Genomic DNA, 15,082 nt, shown 5'->3' with positions numbered 1-15,082 from the left:
GCAACACCATGACCACACCCGACCCCGTCCGCATCGGCATCGTCTCCATCAGCGACCGCGCCTCCAGCGGCACCTACGAGGACAAGGGCCTGCCCTCGCTGAAGGAATGGCTGGCCCGCGCGCTCAAGAATCCGATCGATTTCGAGGCCCGGCTGATTCCCGACGAAGCGGCCCTCATCAGCGCCACGCTGATCGAGCTGGTGAACGCCGGCTGCTCGCTGGTGCTGACCACCGGCGGCACCGGCCCGGCCGTGCGCGACGTGACGCCCGAGGCCACGCTGGCCGTGGCCCACAAGGAAATGCCCGGCTTCGGCGAGCAGATGCGCCAGATCAGCCTGCGCTTCGTGCCCACCGCGATCCTGTCGCGCCAGGTGGCGGTGATCCGCGACCAAAGCCTGATCATCAACCTGCCGGGGCAGCCCAAGTCGATCGCGGAAACGCTCGAAGGGCTCAAGGACACCGAAGGCGTGCAGGTGGTGCCCGGCATCTTCGCGGCGGTGCCCTACTGCATCGACCTGATCGGCGGCCCGTACCTCGAAACGGACGACACGGTCTGCAAGGCGTTCCGACCGAAGTCGGCCATCAGGCGCTGAGCGGGCCGGCCTCGTCCTCATCCGCATCGCGCCGGTGCGCGATGCGGTAGAGCAGCGGCAGCACCAGCAGCGTCAGCACGGTCGATGACAGGATGCCGCCGATCACCACCGTGGCCAGCGGCCGCTGCACCTCGGCGCCGGTGCCCGTGGCGATGGCCATCGGCACGAAGCCCAGCGATGCGACCAGCGCGGTCATCAGCACCGGCCGCAGCCGTGTGAGCGCGCCTTCGCGGATTGCCGCGTCGAGCGGCAGCCCGCCTTCGCGCAGCTTGCGGATGAACGAGATCATCACCAGCCCGTTGAGCACCGCCACGCCCGACAACGCAATGAAGCCCACCGCCGCCGAGATCGACAGCGGAATGCCGCGCAGCCACAGCGCGACGATGCCGCCCGTGAGCGCGAACGGAATGCCGGTGAACACCAGCAGCCCGTCCTTCAGGTTGCCGAACATCGCGAACAGCAGCGTGAACACCAAGAGCAGCGACACCGGCACCACCACCTGCAGCCGCTCGGCGGCCGACGCCAGGTTCTCGTACTGGCCGCCCCAGGCCGTCCAGTAGCCCGGCGGAATGCGCACCTTGCGCATCGCTTCCTCGGCCTCCGCCACGAAGGAGCCGAGGTCGCGCCCGCGCACATTGGCGCTCACCACGATGCGCCGCTTGCCGTCCTCGCGGCTCACCTGGTTCGGGCCCGGCGCAAGCTCCAGCGTGGCGACTTCGCCGAGCGGGATGAAGCTCGCGCGCTGCGGGGCCTGCGCGCCCGCGCCCACGGGCAGCGCCAGCGGCAGGCGCTTGATCGCCTCCAGGTCGGTGCGCAGGTTCTCGGGCAGCCGCACGATGATGCCGAAGCGCCGGTCGCCGTCGAACAGCGTGCCCGCCTCGCGGCCGCCCACCGCGATGGAGACCGCGTCCTGCACGTCGCCCACGTTGAGGCCGTAGCGCGCGGTCTTGGCGCGATCGATGTTCACCGTGAGCATCGGCAACCCCGTGGTCCGCTCGACCTTCACCTCGGCCGCGCCGGGAATCTTGCCCAAGGTTTCCGACACCTCGGCCGCGGTCTTGTTCAGCACCTCCATGTCGTCGCCGAAGATCTTCACGGCCACGTCGCTGCGCACGCCCGAGATCAGCTCGTTGAAGCGCAGCTGGATCGGCTGCGAGAACTCGTAGCTGTTGCCCGGCAGCTTCTCGACTTCTTCACGCACGGCGGACAGCAGCTCGTCGCGCGTGCGGCGCGATGTACCTTGGAATACGGGCCACTCGCCTTCCGGCTTGAGCATGATGTAGCCGTCGGAAATGTTCGGCGGCATCGGGTCCGACGCGATCTCGGCCGTGCCGGTGCGCGCGAACACGCGCTCGATCTCCGGAAACTTCGCCTTCAGCGTGCGTTCGATCTGCTTTTGCATCTCGACCGACTGCGTGAGGCTGGTGCCCGGAATGCGCAGCGCCTGCAGGGCGAAATCGCCTTCGCCGAGGCTCGGCACGAACTCCGTGCCCAGCCGCGTGGCCAGCAGGCCCGAGAGCAGCACCGCCACCACCGCCGTGGTGATGACCAGCGGCCTGGCCGCCATCGCGCGCGCCAGCAGCGGCTCGTAGCCGCGCCGGGCCCAGTGCATCAGGCGGTTCTCCTTCTCGCTCACCTTGTGGCCGATGAAGAGCGCCACGGCCGCGGGAATGAAGGTGATCGACAGGATCATCGCGCCCAGCAGCGCAATCACCACGGTGAAGGCCATTGGGTGGAACAGCTTGCCCTCCACGCCCGCGAGCGCAAAGATCGGCAGGTACACGACCATGATGATCAGCTGGCCGAACAGCAGCGGCCGCCGCGCCTCCTGCGAGGCCGCGAACACCTCGTGGAAGCGCTCGCTGCGCGTCAGTGCCCGCCCGTGCCTGGCCTGCGCATGGGCGAGGCGCCGCACGCAGTTCTCCACGATCACCACCGCGCCGTCGATGATGATGCCGAAGTCCAGCGCGCCCAGGCTCATGAGGTTGGCGCTGACCTTCTGGTTCACCATGCCGGTGAAGGTGAAGAGCATCGACAGCGGAATCACCAGCGCGGTGATCAGCGCCGCGCGCATGTTGCCGAGGAACAGGAACAGCACCGCAATCACCAGCACCGCGCCCTCGAACAGGTTCTTCTTCACCGTGGCAATGGCCTTGTCGACCAGCACCGTGCGGTCGTACACGGTGACGGCCTTCACGCCCGCGGGCAGCGTGCGGTTGATCTGCTGCATCTTCCTGTCGACCGCCTGCGAGACGGTGCGGCTGTTCTCCCCGATCAGCATGAACACCGTGCCCAGCACCACCTCGCGGCCGTTGTCGGTGGCCGCGCCGGTGCGCAGCTCCTCGCCGATGCCGACCTCGGCCACGTCGCGCACGCGCAGCGGCACGCCGCCCGCGCTCGCGCCGGAATTCGCGAGGATCACGTTGCCGATGTCCTCCAGCGACTTGACCTGGCCCGGCGCGCGGATCAGGTACTGCTCGCCGCGCTTCTCGATGTAGCCTGCGCCCACGTTGGCGTTGTTGCGCTCCAGCGCGCTGACCAGGTCGGCCATCGAGAGGCCGTGCGCCAGCAGCTTGGCGGGGTCGGGCGCGATCTGGAACTCCTTGGCATGGCCGCCGATGGAATTGATCTCGGTCACGCCCTTCACGTCGCGCAGCTGCGGCTTGATGATCCAGTCCTGGATCTCGCGCAGGTCGGTGGGCGTGTAGGGCTTGCCGTCGGCCTTCTTCGCGCCCTCCTCGGCCTCCACGGTCCAGAGATAGATCTCGCCGAGCCCGGTCGATATCGGCCCGATCACCGGCGAGATGCCGGCGGGCATGCGCTCGCGCGCCGACTGGATGCGCTCGTTCACGAGCTGCCGCGCAAAGTAGATGTCGGTGCCGTCCTCGAAGATCACCGTCACCTGCGACAGGCCGTAGCGCGACAGCGACCGGGTCTGCTGCAGCCCCGGCAGGCCGGCCATCACCGTCTCGATGGGATAGGTCACGCGCTGCTCGGCCTCGAGCGGCGAGTAGCCGGGCGCGGCGGTGTTGATCTGCACCTGCACGTTGGTGATGTCTGGCACCGCGTCGATCGGCAGCTTCTGGTAGCTGAAGACGCCGAGCGCGGCCATGCCCAGCACGGCCAGCAGCACCAGCCAGCGCTGCTCGATGGAAAACCGGATGACTCGTTCGAACATGCGGCGTCCTCAGTGGGTGTGGGTGGCAGAGCTCTTGCCCTGCTGCGACTTCACGACGAAGCTGCCGCTGGCGGCGTGGGCCGCGCCGGGCTTCAGGCCGCTCAACACTTCGATGCGCCGGCCGTCGCTGCGGCCGGTCTGCACCTGCTGCGGCATGAAGCCGCCCGGCACCTTGAGGAAGACGGTGGGCTTGTCTTCCACCGCCTGCACCGCGTCGGCCGAAACCGTCACCGCGGCCTCGGCCTCCGACGAGACGAGCTCCACATTCACGAACAGCCCGGGCCGCCAGATGCGCTGCGGGTTCGTCACCGTGACGCGTGCCGTGGCGGTGCGCGTCTGCGCGCCGATCAGCGAGCCCACGTAGGACACCGTGCCGCTGGCCGCCTGCTCGAATGCGCTGGAGCGGATGTTCACCGGCTCGCCGATGCGCACCAGGTTCAGGTTGCTGGCGGCCACGCTGATCTCGGCCCACACGGTCGAGAGATCGGAAATGGTGAAGACGCTGGCGTCTTCCTTCACCGATTCGCCAAGCGAGATGTGCTTCTCGACCACCATGCCGTCGAAGGGCGCGCGCAGCTCGTAGCGGCCCAGGGCCGAAGAAGCGGGCGCGGCGCCCAGCGCCAGCAGCTTCTGGTTCGCATTGGCCACGGCGATCTGCGCCTCCTGCATGGCCTGCTGCGCCTGCAGGTAGTCCTGCTGGGCCGAGATCTTTTCTTCCCAGAGCTTCTTCTCGCGCTGGTAGGTGGTGCGGGCGAGCTCGAGCCGGCGCTGTGCCGACCGAAGCTCGCTGCGCTGCTCCGACAGCGTCGGGCTCGAGAGCACCGCCAGCACCTGTCCGCGCTTGACCTCCTGCCCGAGGTTGGCGGGCACGCTCTCGACCACGCCCGCCACGCGCGGCACCACGTGGGCCGTGCGGTCTTCGTTGACCTTGATCTCGCCGGGCAGCTGCAGCGTGGTCTTGATGCGCGCCGGGCCGGCACTTTCGATGGCCACGCCGGCGGCCTGGATCTGCGCGTCGGTGAAGGCGATCTTCTTCTCTTCTTCCTCGTTGTGCTCCTCGGCGGCATGGCCCTTGGCTTCGCCGTGGCCGTGGCCGTGCTCGTCCTTGCCCTCGGCCTTGCCTTCCTCATGGTGCTCGCCATCGGCATGCCCCTCGGCTTCCGAATGCCCCGCCGCTTCGGGCGCGGGCGGCGCAGTGCGCAGGATCATCGCGCCGGCGCCGAGGCCTAGCGCCAGCACGACCGCGATGGCGATCCACTGCTTCCTGCCGACGCGCTCGGCGAAAGACTTGCGTTCTTCTTCGGTGTTCATGATTGGTGCATTCCTTGTCAGCGCACGGCGGGTGCCGCATCAGGGGTTTCTTCATCGGCGCCGATGCCGAGCAGCCGGTCGAGCTCGGCGGCCGCGCGGTGCGCATCGGCCACGGCCAGCAGGTGCTGGTTGCGCACCTGGAACAGCGTGCGCTGCGCATCGAGCGCCTCGAGAAAGCTGAACTTGCCGAGCTCGAAGCCTCTGGCGGCGGCCTTGTAGGCGGCTTCGGCGCCGGGCAGTGCATCGCGCTGCAGCGTCAGGGCGGTGGCGCGCGCCGAGCGCAGGCGCTCGGTGGCGCGCGCCACGTCGGCGCCCAGTTGCAGCTCGGCCGCGGCGAGCTCGTCGCGCGCCTTCTCTTCGCGGCTCAGCGCCTCGGCCACATTGCCGCGGTTGGTGTCGAAGATCGGCAGCGGCACCGACAGGCCCACCACGACCTGGTTGCGGCTGCTGCCGCTGCCCATGCCCTCATCGGCCGGCACGCGCTTGGCGCCCAGCGACACCGTGACGTCGGGCACGCGCCGGGCCTGCTCCAGGTCCGACAGCGCCTGGCGCCGCTCCACCTCGAGCCGCGCCTGCCGCAACACCGGCGCCGCGGAGAGCCGGCCCTCCACATCCGCCGCAGCAGCATCGGCCGGCAGCCGGTCGAGCGCGCCGTCCGCCTGCGTGAATCGCGGGTTCGGGTTGCCCCAGAGCGCGGCCAATTGCTGGCGCGCCGAACGCAGCGCGCCTTCGGCCTGCAGCAGCTCGACGCGGATGCCGGCCTCGGCCACGCGCGCGCGGCTTTCTTCCAGCGGCGAGACCTTGCCGGCCGCCACGCGGTTGGCGGCAGTGCGGGTGGCCGTCTCCGCAAGCCCGACCGAATCCTGCGCCAGGCGCAGGCGCTCCTGCGCGGCCAGCAGCTCGAAGAACATCGTGATCACCGATGCGCGCAATTCGGAGCGCCGCGCGAGCAGCGCCGACGCGGCCTGGTCGCGCGCGCGCTCGGCCGCCGTCACGCGGGCCGCGCGCTTGCCACCCAGCTCGATGGGCTGGCTCAGCTGCAGCGTGGTGGTGCGGTTGCCGCGGCGCAGGTCTTCCACCTGCGCCTCGAACACCGGATTGGGCCAGGCACCGGCCTGCAGCACGGCCGCATCGCCGGCCTCGCGCTCGCGCGAGGCGGACGAGAGCCCGGGATTGAAGCGCAGCGCAAGCGCGAGCGCGCTGCGCAGGTCCAGCGGGCCGGCGGGCTCCGCCGTTGCCGCGGCCGTGTGCCGGATCGGCGAAGGGTTGGAACCGGCAGCGGGTTGTGAAAATGCCGGGGGCACCGCCAAGGCCATGACGGCCAGCGGCACGAAGAGCGTGCGCATCGAATTCTCCTGGGTTGCAAAACAACGGGCGGACGAATTCGGCGAGAGGGCTCAGCGGCTGATGTCGGGTATCAGGGGTGGGGGTGCTTGTTCTCTCGCCGAATCAAAGGGCGAGAGGCCACGCAGGAGGCACGGGCACTTCGGAGATGTGCGAGATGAAATGCTCGGCGGGCATGGCGCGCAGCGCCTGCGCGATGGGCAAGGGCGCATGCGCGCGATCGGCTGCCGGCGGCAGGTGTTGCGCCTGCCCCAGGTGGCAGGCGGCGCAATCGCCGAGCACGGCATTGGGCTGGGTGCCGGGGCTCTTCTGCGCATCGTCGGTGCGCGAACCGTCCGCGCTGCGGTCCGGTGCGTGCTCGTGATGGCCCCAGTGGCCTGGCTGCGCATCGCGCTCGTGCTGGCAATAGGCGGCCGAGGCCGCCCAGCTGAACTGGAACGGGAGCACAAGCAGCAGAAAGATCAGGAGCCAGCGGCGCATGGAGCAAAAAGTATATCGGCGGCATATGGCATGCTGGCCTGCAATGCCCCTGCGGTTTGCAGGTTGCGGCGCAATGTACGACAGGCGTGCGGGCTTTTGCCCGTCGCTCTCATTACGAATTCGTAACCTCCTGCGCTCCTGCCCCATCGTTAACATCCGTCGATGCGAATTCTGGTCATTGAAGACGAGCCCAAGCTGGGCGACTACCTGAAGAAGGGCCTGGAAGAGAACGGCTACGTGGTCGACATCGCGCGCGACGGCATCGAAGGCCGCTACCTCGCCACCGAGGGCGACTACGCGCTGATCCTGCTCGACGTGATGCTCCCCGGCATCGACGGCTTCGCGGTGCTGCAGGCGATCCGGCGCACCAGCAACGTGCCCGTGCTGGTGCTCACCGCGCGCGACAAGGTCGAGGACCGGGTCAACGGCCTGCAGCAAGGCGCCGACGACTACCTCGTCAAGCCCTTTTCCTTTTCCGAGCTGCTGGCGCGCATCCAGGCGCTGCTGCGCCGCGGCAAGCCGCAGGAGTCCACCGTGCTGCGGCTGGCCGACCTGGAACTCGACCTGGCCAGCCGCAAGTGCTTTCGCAACCGCACGCGGCTGGACCTCACGGCCAAGGAGTTCACGCTGCTGGTGGTGCTGCTGCGCCGCCGCGGGCAGATACTTTCGCGCAGCACGCTCGCCGAGCAGGTGTGGGAGATGAACTTCGACAGCGACACCAACGTGGTCGAGGTGGCCATCCGCCGCCTGCGCAGCAAGATCGACGACCCGTTCGACGTCAAGCTGCTGCACACGGTGCGCGGCATGGGCTACGTGCTCGAGGATCGTTCCTGGTCGTGAGCCCGGCGCGGCCGCACTCGATCCGCAACCGGCTCACCTCCTGGTTTGCCGCGCAGGCCTTCTTCTGCCTGAGCGTGGCCTGCCTCGCGGTCTACCTGGTGACGGCGTGGAGCTTCGGCGAAAAGCAGGATGGCGAGCTCGAGCACAAGGCGCAGCTGGTGCGGCACCTGCTCGAGGAAGGCGAGAAGGACGGCGACCTTTCCTTCCTGCGCCACAAGCTCGAGGACTTCTTCTCGCTGCAGGACGACGTGCGCCTGTCGATTGCGCGGCAGTCCGACGGCAGCGTGTTCTTCCGCTCCGAGCCGCCCGCAGGCGGACGCTGGCTCCAGCGCGACTTCGTGCACACGTGGGGCCGATCAGCCGGCGGCACACCGCTTTCGATCCGCATCGGCATCGACGTGGCACGGGACGTGGTGCTGCTGCGCCGCCTTGCATGGACGCTGCTGGCGGCCGCCGTGCTGGGCACGCTGCTGGTCTCTCTGACCGGCGCGCAGCTGGTGCGGCGCGGCCTGCGGCCGCTGGAAGCGCTGGCCGGGCGCACCGCCGCGTTGACGCCGGACCACATCAACCAGCCCATCGACGCCTCGGCGTTCGCGCGCGAACTGCACCCGTGGATCACGCAGTTCAATGCCCTGCTGCTGCGCGTGCAGAAGGCCTATGTGCAGCTCGAATCGTTCAATGCCGACGTCGCGCACGAGCTGCGCACACCGCTCGCCAACCTGATCGGCACCACCGAGCTCGCGCTGTCGCGCCCGCGGCCGAACGACGAGCTGCAGGCCGTCCTGGCCTCCAATCTCGAGGAGGTCGGCAGGCTCTCGGGCATCGTCACCGACATGCTCTTTCTCTCGCAGGCGGAGCGCGGCGCGCCGCTGCGCGTGAAGGCCGGCACGAGCCTGGCCGCGCAGGCGCGCGACGTGATCGACTTCCACGAAGCCATGCTCGAGGAGGCCGGACTCGCGGCCACGGTCACCGGCGAAGCCGTGGCCGACGTCGATGCCTCCCTGGTGCGGCGTGCGCTTTCCAACCTGCTGGGCAATGCGATCCGCTTCGCGGCGCCGGCGTCCTGCATCGGCATCGAGATCGGCACGGAACCGAACGAGGCCACGCTCACCGTCGTGAATCGCGGCGAACCGATTGCGGCCGAGACGCTGCCGCGCCTGTTCGAGCGCTTCTACCGCGCCGATCCCGCACGGGACCGGTCGGCGCGCCACCACGGCCTGGGGCTCTCGATCGTGGAGGCCATTGCGCGCATGCATGGCGGCCGCGTGTTCGCCTCCAGCGCGAACGGCGAAACCCGCATCGGCTTCGCGGTGCCGCTCGCGCGCTGACGGCGCATCAGGGCTTGGCGCGCGCCTCGGCCTCTTCGGCCCCGGCGGGAGCCTTGGCGCGCCCCATCACCAGGTTGATCAGCGGCCCGGTCATCGCGGTGGTGACCAGCGCCATCACCAGCAGCATGGTGAAGAGCTCGGGACCGATCAGGCCGGCATCCAGCCCGATCTTCATCACGATGAGTTCCATCAGCCCGCGCGCATTCATCAGCGAACCGGTGGCCAGGCTGTCGCGCCATCCGTAGCCCGCCATGCGCGCGCCGATGGCGCCGCCGGCCAGCTTGCCGATGGTGGCCACCGCGACGATCAGCAGCATGGCGCCGATGCTCGCGCCCGAGAAGGCATGGGTGGTGGTGCCGAGCCCGGCAAGCGCAAAGAACAGCGGCATCAGCACGACGATGGAGATCGGCTCGATGCGCTCGGTGAGCGAACTCAGCAGGCGGTCGTCGCGCGGCAGGCAGGCGCCGAACAGGAAGGCGCCGAACACGGCATGCAGGTGCAGCCATTCGGTCACCATCGCGCAGCCCAGGAGGCCGATCATGAGCGAGGCCATGACCGTGGTCGACGGTTCGCCGTCGGGTGCGCGCGTGCGCAGGATCCATGCGAAGGCCGGCTTCAGGCCGAAGAACAGCACGGCCAGCAGCACGGCCACGCCGGCCGTGGTCTTCAAAAGGCCCGCGTAGCCCTCTCCCGCCCCCGCGAGCGCCACCACCAGCGCCAGCAGGATCCAGGCGAACACGTCGACCACGGCCGCGGCGCCGAGCGACAGCTGGCCGAAGGGCGTGCGCGTGAGGCCGCGGTCCTTCAGGATGCGCGCCATCACCGGAAAGGCCGTGATCGACAGCGCCGCGGCCATGAACAGCGCGAACGGCCAGAAGCCCACGCCCGCGGGCGCCAGCGCCGGATGCAGCGCCGGCGAGATCGCCAGGCCCAGCACCATCGGCACGATGACGCTGAGCGCGCCCACATAGCCCGCCGCCTTCAGCTGCGCGCGCACGCCCTGCGTGGTCCGCAGCTCCAGGCCCACCACGAACATGAAGAGCACCAGGCCCACCGTCGAGAGCGAAGACAGGCCTTCGAGATGGCTCTTCGAAAAAAGCTGCGCATGCAGCGAGGGGAACAGTGCCCCCATGACCACCGGCCCCAGCATGAGCCCCGCCGCCATTTCACCGACCACACCGGGCTGGCCCACGTGGCGCAGCACCCAGCCGCAGATGCGCGCGGTGCTCAGGATGACGATGAGTTGCAGCAGGAGCGAAGTGGCGGACATGGAAGCGGTGGCCTGGGGTGAGCGAAGCACCCGATGTTAGTTTTGTTCGGGCACCTCGTCCGCAACGCCGCGCGGGCGCCGTTCCTCAGCCGCCCTTCGGTGCGCGCATCAGCCGCAATCCGTTGGCCACCACCAGCAGGCTGGCGCCCATGTCGGCAAACACCGCCATCCACATGGTGGCGCTGCCGAACACCGCGAGCACGAAGAACACGGCCTTGATGCCGAGCGCGAGCGTGATGTTCTGCCACAGCACCGCATGCGCATGGCGCGAGAGGCGGATGGTTTCGGGCAGGCGCCGCAGGTCGTCGTTCATGATGACCACGTCGGCCGCTTCCATGGCGGTGTCGGTGCCGGCGCCGCCCATCGCAAAGCCGATGTCGGCCTGCGCGAGCGCGGGCGCATCGTTGATGCCGTCGCCCGCCATGCCGGCCATGCCGTGGCGCTGCTGCAGCGCCTTGATGGCATCGAGCTTCTCCTCGGGCAGCAGGTTGCCGCGCACGTCGTCGATGCCCGCGTGCAGGCCGATCGCCCTGGCCGTGGCGGCGTTGTCGCCGGTCAGCATCACGGGCGTGACGCCCAGCGCGCGCAGCTCGGCCATGGCGGCCTTCGAAGAGGGCTTGATGGTGTCGGCCACCGCGAACAGCGCCAGCACGGCCTGGCCGGAGGCCAGCAGCGTGACGGTGCGCCCCGCTTCCTCATGCTGCTTCAGCTCGGCTTCGAGCGCGGGGCTGCACAGCCCCTGCTCTTCGATCAGGCGGTGGTTGCCAAGCACATAGCTGCGGCCTTCGTGCACGGCCTGCACGCCGCGTCCGGGCAAGGCCGTGAAGCCGCCGACCGGCTGGTGCTCGCGGTTCAGCCCGTCGGCAATGGCCTTCGACACCGGATGGTCGGAGCGGCCCGCGATGCTCGCGGCAATGGCAAAGATCGCGGCTTCATCCGCCGCGGGGTCGAGCAGGCGCGATGCGACCAGCTTCGGCTTGCCTTCGGTGATGGTGCCGGTCTTGTCGAGTGCCACGGCCTTGAGCCTGCGCGCCTCTTCGAGGTAGGTGCCGCCCTTGATCAGGATGCCGCGCCGCGCGGCCGAGGCCAGCGCGCTCACCACCGTGACGGGCGTCGAGATGACCAGCGCGCACGGGCACGCAATGACCAGCAGCACCAGCGCCTTGTAGATGGCCTCGGTCCAGCTCCAGTCCATGAGCCAGGGCGTGAGCAGCGCCACCGCAATGGCCAGCACGAAGACCGCGGGCGTGTAGACGGCCGCGAACCGGTCGACGAAGCGCTGCGTGGGCGCGCGCGTGCCCTGCGCCTCTTCGACCGCATGGATGATGCGCGCGAGCGTGGTGTTGGCCGCCACCGCGGTGACGCGGAATTCGAGCGCGGCCGTCTGGTTGATGGTGCCCGCGAACACCGCGTCTCCCACCGCCTTGTCGACCGGGATGCTCTCGCCCGTGACCGGCGCCTGGTCGATGGCGCTCGCCCCTTCGGTCACCACGCCGTCCAGCGGCACGCGTTCGCCGGGCCGGATGCGCACCACGGCATCGAGCGCCACCGTCTCGGCCTTCTCCGTCTTCCAGCGGCCGTCGGGCTGCCTGACCTCGGCCAGGTCGGGCGCCAGCGCCAAGAGGCCCTGGATGGCGTTGCGCGCGCGATCGACGGCGCGCGCCTCGATCAGCTCGGCAATGGCATAGAGCGCCATCACCATCGCGGCCTCGGGCCATTGCCCGATCAGGAAGGCGCCCGTGACCGCCACGGCCATCAGCGCGTTGATGTTCAGGCGCCCGCGCAGCAGCGCGGCAAACCCCTTCTTGTAGGTGTCGAGGCCGGCCAGTGCGATGGCCGCGAGCGCGAGCCCCATCTCCGCCGCCATGGACCCGGCGCCCTCCGGTGCGAGAAAGGCAACGGCCTCGGCCGCGATGGCGAGCACCAGCGCGGCAACGAGGCGCACGAGGCCGCTGCTCATGCCCGCGATGCCTGCAGAGGCTGCCGCCGGCTGCGCACCGTCGGCCGGCCTGCCTGCCGCGTCGTTCAACGGCTCGGGCTTGAAGCCTGCCTTGCGGATGGCGTCGAGCGCACCGGGCAAGGCGCCTTCGTCGGCCGTGATGGCCATGGTGCGTTCGCCGAGCCGAAAGCGCAGCCCGCGCACACCCGCGACCGGTTCGAGCGCGCGCCGGATCTCGGACTCTTCGACCGCGCAGTCCATCGTGGGAATGCGAAAGAGCAAGGCGCCCTTCGGAATGTCGGCAGCGGGCATGGCGACGGCCGGCGAGCCGCAGGCCGGGTTGCCGCAGCAGGCCGTTTCGGGAGCGGCCTGCGCATGGGAGTGGGCATGCGGTGCCATCGGTTTCAGGGCATTCTGGTTCGTCATGAATCCGATTGGAAACCCTGAAGCAGGTGTAGAGTCAAACGACGATTCCTCCACTCATTCATCTTGCCGCATCATGAAAATCGGAGATCTGGCCAAGGCCGCGAACACGCCGGTCGAAACCATCCGGTACTACGAGCGCGAGCAGCTGCTGCCCGCGCCCGCGCGCACCGAAGGCAACTACCGCATCTACGACGACGAGCATGCGCAGCGCCTGGGCTTCATCCGCCGCTGCCGTTCGCTGGACATGACGCTCGACGAGATCCGCAGCCTGCTCAGGTTCCGCGATGCGCCGGGCGAAGACTGCGGCGAGGTCAACCAGCTGCTCGACGACCACATCGGCCACGTGGCCGCGCGCATCCGCGAGCTCAAGACGCTGGAAAAGCAGCTGAAGGCGCTGCGCCAGCAGTGCTGCGGCGCCGAATCGGCACGCAACTGCGGCATCCTGCAGGAGCTGGACACCGCCGCGCCCGCGGCCGAGCCTTTCGGGCAGCACGCGGGACATGTGCATGGGTCGCTGCACAGCGCATCCGCGAAGCGTTCGGCTTGAGGGTGATGTAGTTCAGCGATGCACAACGAGCGTGCCCTCGTGCACAGGGCATCGGGTGCTCCCCGCAGCGAAATCAAGGAGGAGGCCGAAGGCCGGGGGACATTCGCGGAGGGGAGTACCCGGTGGCCTGTGCACGCGCCCTGGACAACGGGATCCCGAAACTCTACTTGCCGATCAGCTGCGTCAGCTTCTCCGCCTCGAAGCTCTCATCACGCGCCGCGTCGCAGGGCACGCAGTCCTTGGTGCCGGGATGCGCAGACAGCTTCTCGATGGCCTGCCACAGCAGCGCGATCTGGTGTTCCTGGCCCGCGGCGTTGTCGATCAGCCCGCGCATCGCCTGGCTCAGCGGGTCGTCCTCCTGCGTGATGCCGTAGGCGGAGAACTTCTGCGGCGCCGCCACGTCGGCGCTCTCGCCGGCCTTCGACGGAATGATGCGCGCAGGAATGCCCACCGCCGTCGCTCCCGCCGGCACCGGCTTGATGACCACCGCGTTGCTGCCGATCTTGGCGCCGTCGCCGACGACGAAACCGCCCAGCACCTTGGCGCCCGCGCTCACGACCACGTTCTTGCCCAGCGTCGGATGCCGCTTGGTGCCCTTGTAGAGCGAGGTGCCGCCCAGCGTCACGCCCTGGTAGATGGTGCAGCCGTCGCCGATCTCGGCGGTTTCGCCCACCACCACGCCCATTGCGTGGTCGAAGAACACCCGCTCGCCGATCTTCGCCGCCGGATGGATCTCGATGCCCGTGAGCCCGCGCGCCACGTGCGCGATGAAGCGGGCCGGCCACTTGAAGCCGTGCGTCCAACAGGCGTGCGCCCAGCGGTGCAGCACCACGGCATGGAAGCCGGGATAGACCGTGATCACTTCCCAGGCGCTGCGCGCGGCCGGGTCGCGTTCGAGGATGCACCGGATGTCGGCGCGCAATCGAGAGAACATCGCAGCCTTTGTTGTCGTTATATCGATAGGGCCGCGAAGTCTAAGGCCGGCCGTCTTCGCGTATCGCCGATGGGGTTTTGTCAGCCATTGCGCGGCCCGCGCGCCGCGTCGGCCATGGCCTTGGCGATGCCGCGCAGGATGTGGATCTCCTCCGGCGTGGGCTGGGCGCGGTTGAACAGCTGCTGCAGCCGCGGCATCAGCTTCTTGGGCGCCGCCGGGTCCAGAAATCCGATCTCCACCAGCGAACGCTCCCAGTGCTCGAGCATGCCGGCCACCGCCTTGGCATCGGCCGCCTCGATGGGCGCGGTGGCATCGCGCACCCCGTAGCCGCCCAGCGCAAGCCGCCATTCGTAGGCCACCACCTGGATCGCGGCCCCAAGGTTGAGCGAGCCGAACTTCGGATCGGTGGGGATGCTGAGCGCCACGTTGCAGCGGTAGACGTCTTCGTTGCGCATGCCGAAGCGCTCGGAGCCGAACAGGAAGGCCACGTGCTGCTCGCCCTGCTTGGCGAGCGGCTCCAGGTGCTCGCGCGGCGTGCGCGTGGGCGGGCCGAAGTCGCGCGGGATCATGGCGGTGGCGCACAGGTGGGTGACGCCGTCGAGCGCCTCGTCGAGCGTTTCGACGATGCGGGCATTGGTCAGCACGTCGAGCGCGCCGCTTGCGCGCTGGATGGTTTCCTCGCGCCGCAGCACGTTGGCCCACCTTGGCGCGACCAGCACCAGGTCGTCGAAACCCATGGTTTTCATGGCGCGGGCGGCGGCGCCCACATTGCCGGCGTGGCTGGTCTGGATCAGGATGAAACGGGTGCGCATGGCGGGGTTGGGAGACACGAGGCGGCGGAGCCGGTAAAATGCCCGATTCTCGCCGCCCGCATCGCCGGACCGCAGGGTCG

The 15,082-nt window shown here is 69.3% G+C and carries 12 protein-coding genes; 4 read left to right on the top strand and 8 right to left on the bottom strand.

Annotated elements, in window-relative coordinates; genetic code table 11:
- Positions 1-8 precede the first annotated feature (8 nt).
- Entirely contained in the window at positions 9-593 is a 585-nt protein-coding gene (gene mog, locus VPA02S_RS25475; RefSeq protein ID WP_062366375.1) for a molybdopterin adenylyltransferase, read from the top strand.
- Here the strand turns inward: mog and VPA02S_RS25470 are convergent.
- The 4 genes from VPA02S_RS25470 to czcI form a co-directional block, all read right to left on the bottom strand.
- On the bottom strand, positions 583-3,771 hold the full coding sequence (locus VPA02S_RS25470) for a CusA/CzcA family heavy metal efflux RND transporter (protein ID WP_062366372.1): 3,189 nt from the start codon (positions 3,769-3,771) through the stop codon (positions 583-585). The genes mog and VPA02S_RS25470 overlap by 11 nt on opposite strands.
- Before the next feature lie 9 nt (positions 3,772-3,780).
- Positions 3,781-5,082: an efflux RND transporter periplasmic adaptor subunit gene (locus VPA02S_RS25465; RefSeq protein WP_062366370.1), complete on the bottom strand. Its 1,302-nt coding sequence runs from the start codon at positions 5,080-5,082 to the stop codon at positions 3,781-3,783.
- 17 nt (positions 5,083-5,099) lie between these two features.
- Complete coding sequence (locus VPA02S_RS25460) at positions 5,100-6,428, bottom strand: TolC family protein (protein ID WP_062366368.1); 1,329 nt, start codon at positions 6,426-6,428, stop codon at positions 5,100-5,102.
- Positions 6,429-6,531: 103 nt separating this feature from the next.
- The gene (gene czcI / locus VPA02S_RS25455; RefSeq protein WP_018906339.1) at positions 6,532-6,906 is read right to left on the bottom strand and encodes a cation efflux protein, CzcI family; all 375 of its coding nucleotides are present in this window, start codon (positions 6,904-6,906) and stop codon (positions 6,532-6,534) included.
- Between the two features lie 162 nt (positions 6,907-7,068).
- On the opposite strand from czcI, the gene VPA02S_RS25450 reads away from it, so the two are divergent.
- Together VPA02S_RS25450 and VPA02S_RS25445 are read left to right on the top strand one after the other, a co-directional pair.
- Positions 7,069-7,746 carry a heavy metal response regulator transcription factor gene (locus VPA02S_RS25450; protein ID WP_062366367.1) on the top strand — a complete coding sequence of 226 codons (678 nt, stop codon included), beginning with the start codon at positions 7,069-7,071 and terminating at the stop codon, positions 7,744-7,746.
- On the top strand, positions 7,743-9,074 hold the full coding sequence (locus tag VPA02S_RS25445; RefSeq protein ID WP_062366365.1) for a heavy metal sensor histidine kinase: 1,332 nt from the start codon (positions 7,743-7,745) through the stop codon (positions 9,072-9,074). The genes VPA02S_RS25450 and VPA02S_RS25445 overlap by 4 nt, the downstream gene beginning before the upstream one ends.
- 7 nt (positions 9,075-9,081) lie before the next feature.
- Here VPA02S_RS25445 and VPA02S_RS25440 read toward each other — a convergent pair whose 3' ends face one another.
- Positions 9,082-10,344, bottom strand: a complete 1,263-nt coding sequence (locus VPA02S_RS25440; protein ID WP_062366363.1) for a cation:proton antiporter — start codon at positions 10,342-10,344, stop codon at positions 9,082-9,084.
- A gap of 85 nt (positions 10,345-10,429) precedes the next feature.
- A complete protein-coding gene (locus VPA02S_RS25435; protein ID WP_062366361.1) occupies positions 10,430-12,709 on the bottom strand; it encodes a heavy metal translocating P-type ATPase in 2,280 nt (759 codons plus the stop codon).
- Positions 12,710-12,782: 73 nt separating this feature from the next.
- Between VPA02S_RS25435 and cadR the strand changes: the two genes are divergently transcribed.
- The gene (gene cadR, locus VPA02S_RS25430; RefSeq protein WP_062366360.1) at positions 12,783-13,256 is read left to right on the top strand and encodes a Cd(II)/Pb(II)-responsive transcriptional regulator; all 474 of its coding nucleotides are present in this window, start codon (positions 12,783-12,785) and stop codon (positions 13,254-13,256) included.
- Between the two features lie 163 nt (positions 13,257-13,419).
- On the opposite strand, the gene cysE is transcribed toward cadR, so the two are convergent.
- Positions 13,420-14,190, bottom strand: coding sequence for a serine O-acetyltransferase (gene cysE / locus VPA02S_RS25425; protein ID WP_062366358.1), 771 nt, complete (start codon positions 14,188-14,190; stop codon positions 13,420-13,422).
- A gap of 80 nt (positions 14,191-14,270) precedes the next feature.
- On the bottom strand, positions 14,271-15,002 hold the full coding sequence (locus VPA02S_RS25420) for an RNA methyltransferase (RefSeq protein ID WP_062366356.1): 732 nt from the start codon (positions 15,000-15,002) through the stop codon (positions 14,271-14,273).
- Positions 15,003-15,082: the final 80 nt, after the last annotated feature.

Source organism: Variovorax paradoxus NBRC 15149 (assembly GCF_001591365.1).
Classification (GTDB): domain Bacteria; phylum Pseudomonadota; class Gammaproteobacteria; order Burkholderiales; family Burkholderiaceae_C; genus Variovorax; species Variovorax paradoxus.
Note: the sequence above shows the minus strand (reverse complement) of the source record. Positions and strands in the feature narration are given on the sequence as shown.

Coding starts and splice junctions, on each gene's coding strand:
- mog (WP_062366375.1), top strand. CDS start 9: ATGACCACACCCGACCCCGTCCGCATCGGCATCGTCTCCATCAGCGAC.
- VPA02S_RS25470 (WP_062366372.1), bottom strand. CDS start 3,771: ATGTTCGAACGAGTCATCCGGTTTTCCATCGAGCAGCGCTGGCTGGTG.
- VPA02S_RS25465 (WP_062366370.1), bottom strand. CDS start 5,082: ATGAACACCGAAGAAGAACGCAAGTCTTTCGCCGAGCGCGTCGGCAGG.
- VPA02S_RS25460 (WP_062366368.1), bottom strand. CDS start 6,428: ATGCGCACGCTCTTCGTGCCGCTGGCCGTCATGGCCTTGGCGGTGCCC.
- czcI (WP_018906339.1), bottom strand. CDS start 6,906: ATGCGCCGCTGGCTCCTGATCTTTCTGCTGCTTGTGCTCCCGTTCCAG.
- VPA02S_RS25450 (WP_062366367.1), top strand. CDS start 7,069: ATGCGAATTCTGGTCATTGAAGACGAGCCCAAGCTGGGCGACTACCTG.
- VPA02S_RS25440 (WP_062366363.1), bottom strand. CDS start 10,344: ATGTCCGCCACTTCGCTCCTGCTGCAACTCATCGTCATCCTGAGCACC.
- VPA02S_RS25435 (WP_062366361.1), bottom strand. CDS start 12,709: ATGACGAACCAGAATGCCCTGAAACCGATGGCACCGCATGCCCACTCC.
- cadR (WP_062366360.1), top strand. CDS start 12,783: ATGAAAATCGGAGATCTGGCCAAGGCCGCGAACACGCCGGTCGAAACC.
- cysE (WP_062366358.1), bottom strand. CDS start 14,190: ATGTTCTCTCGATTGCGCGCCGACATCCGGTGCATCCTCGAACGCGAC.
- VPA02S_RS25420 (WP_062366356.1), bottom strand. CDS start 15,002: ATGCGCACCCGTTTCATCCTGATCCAGACCAGCCACGCCGGCAATGTG.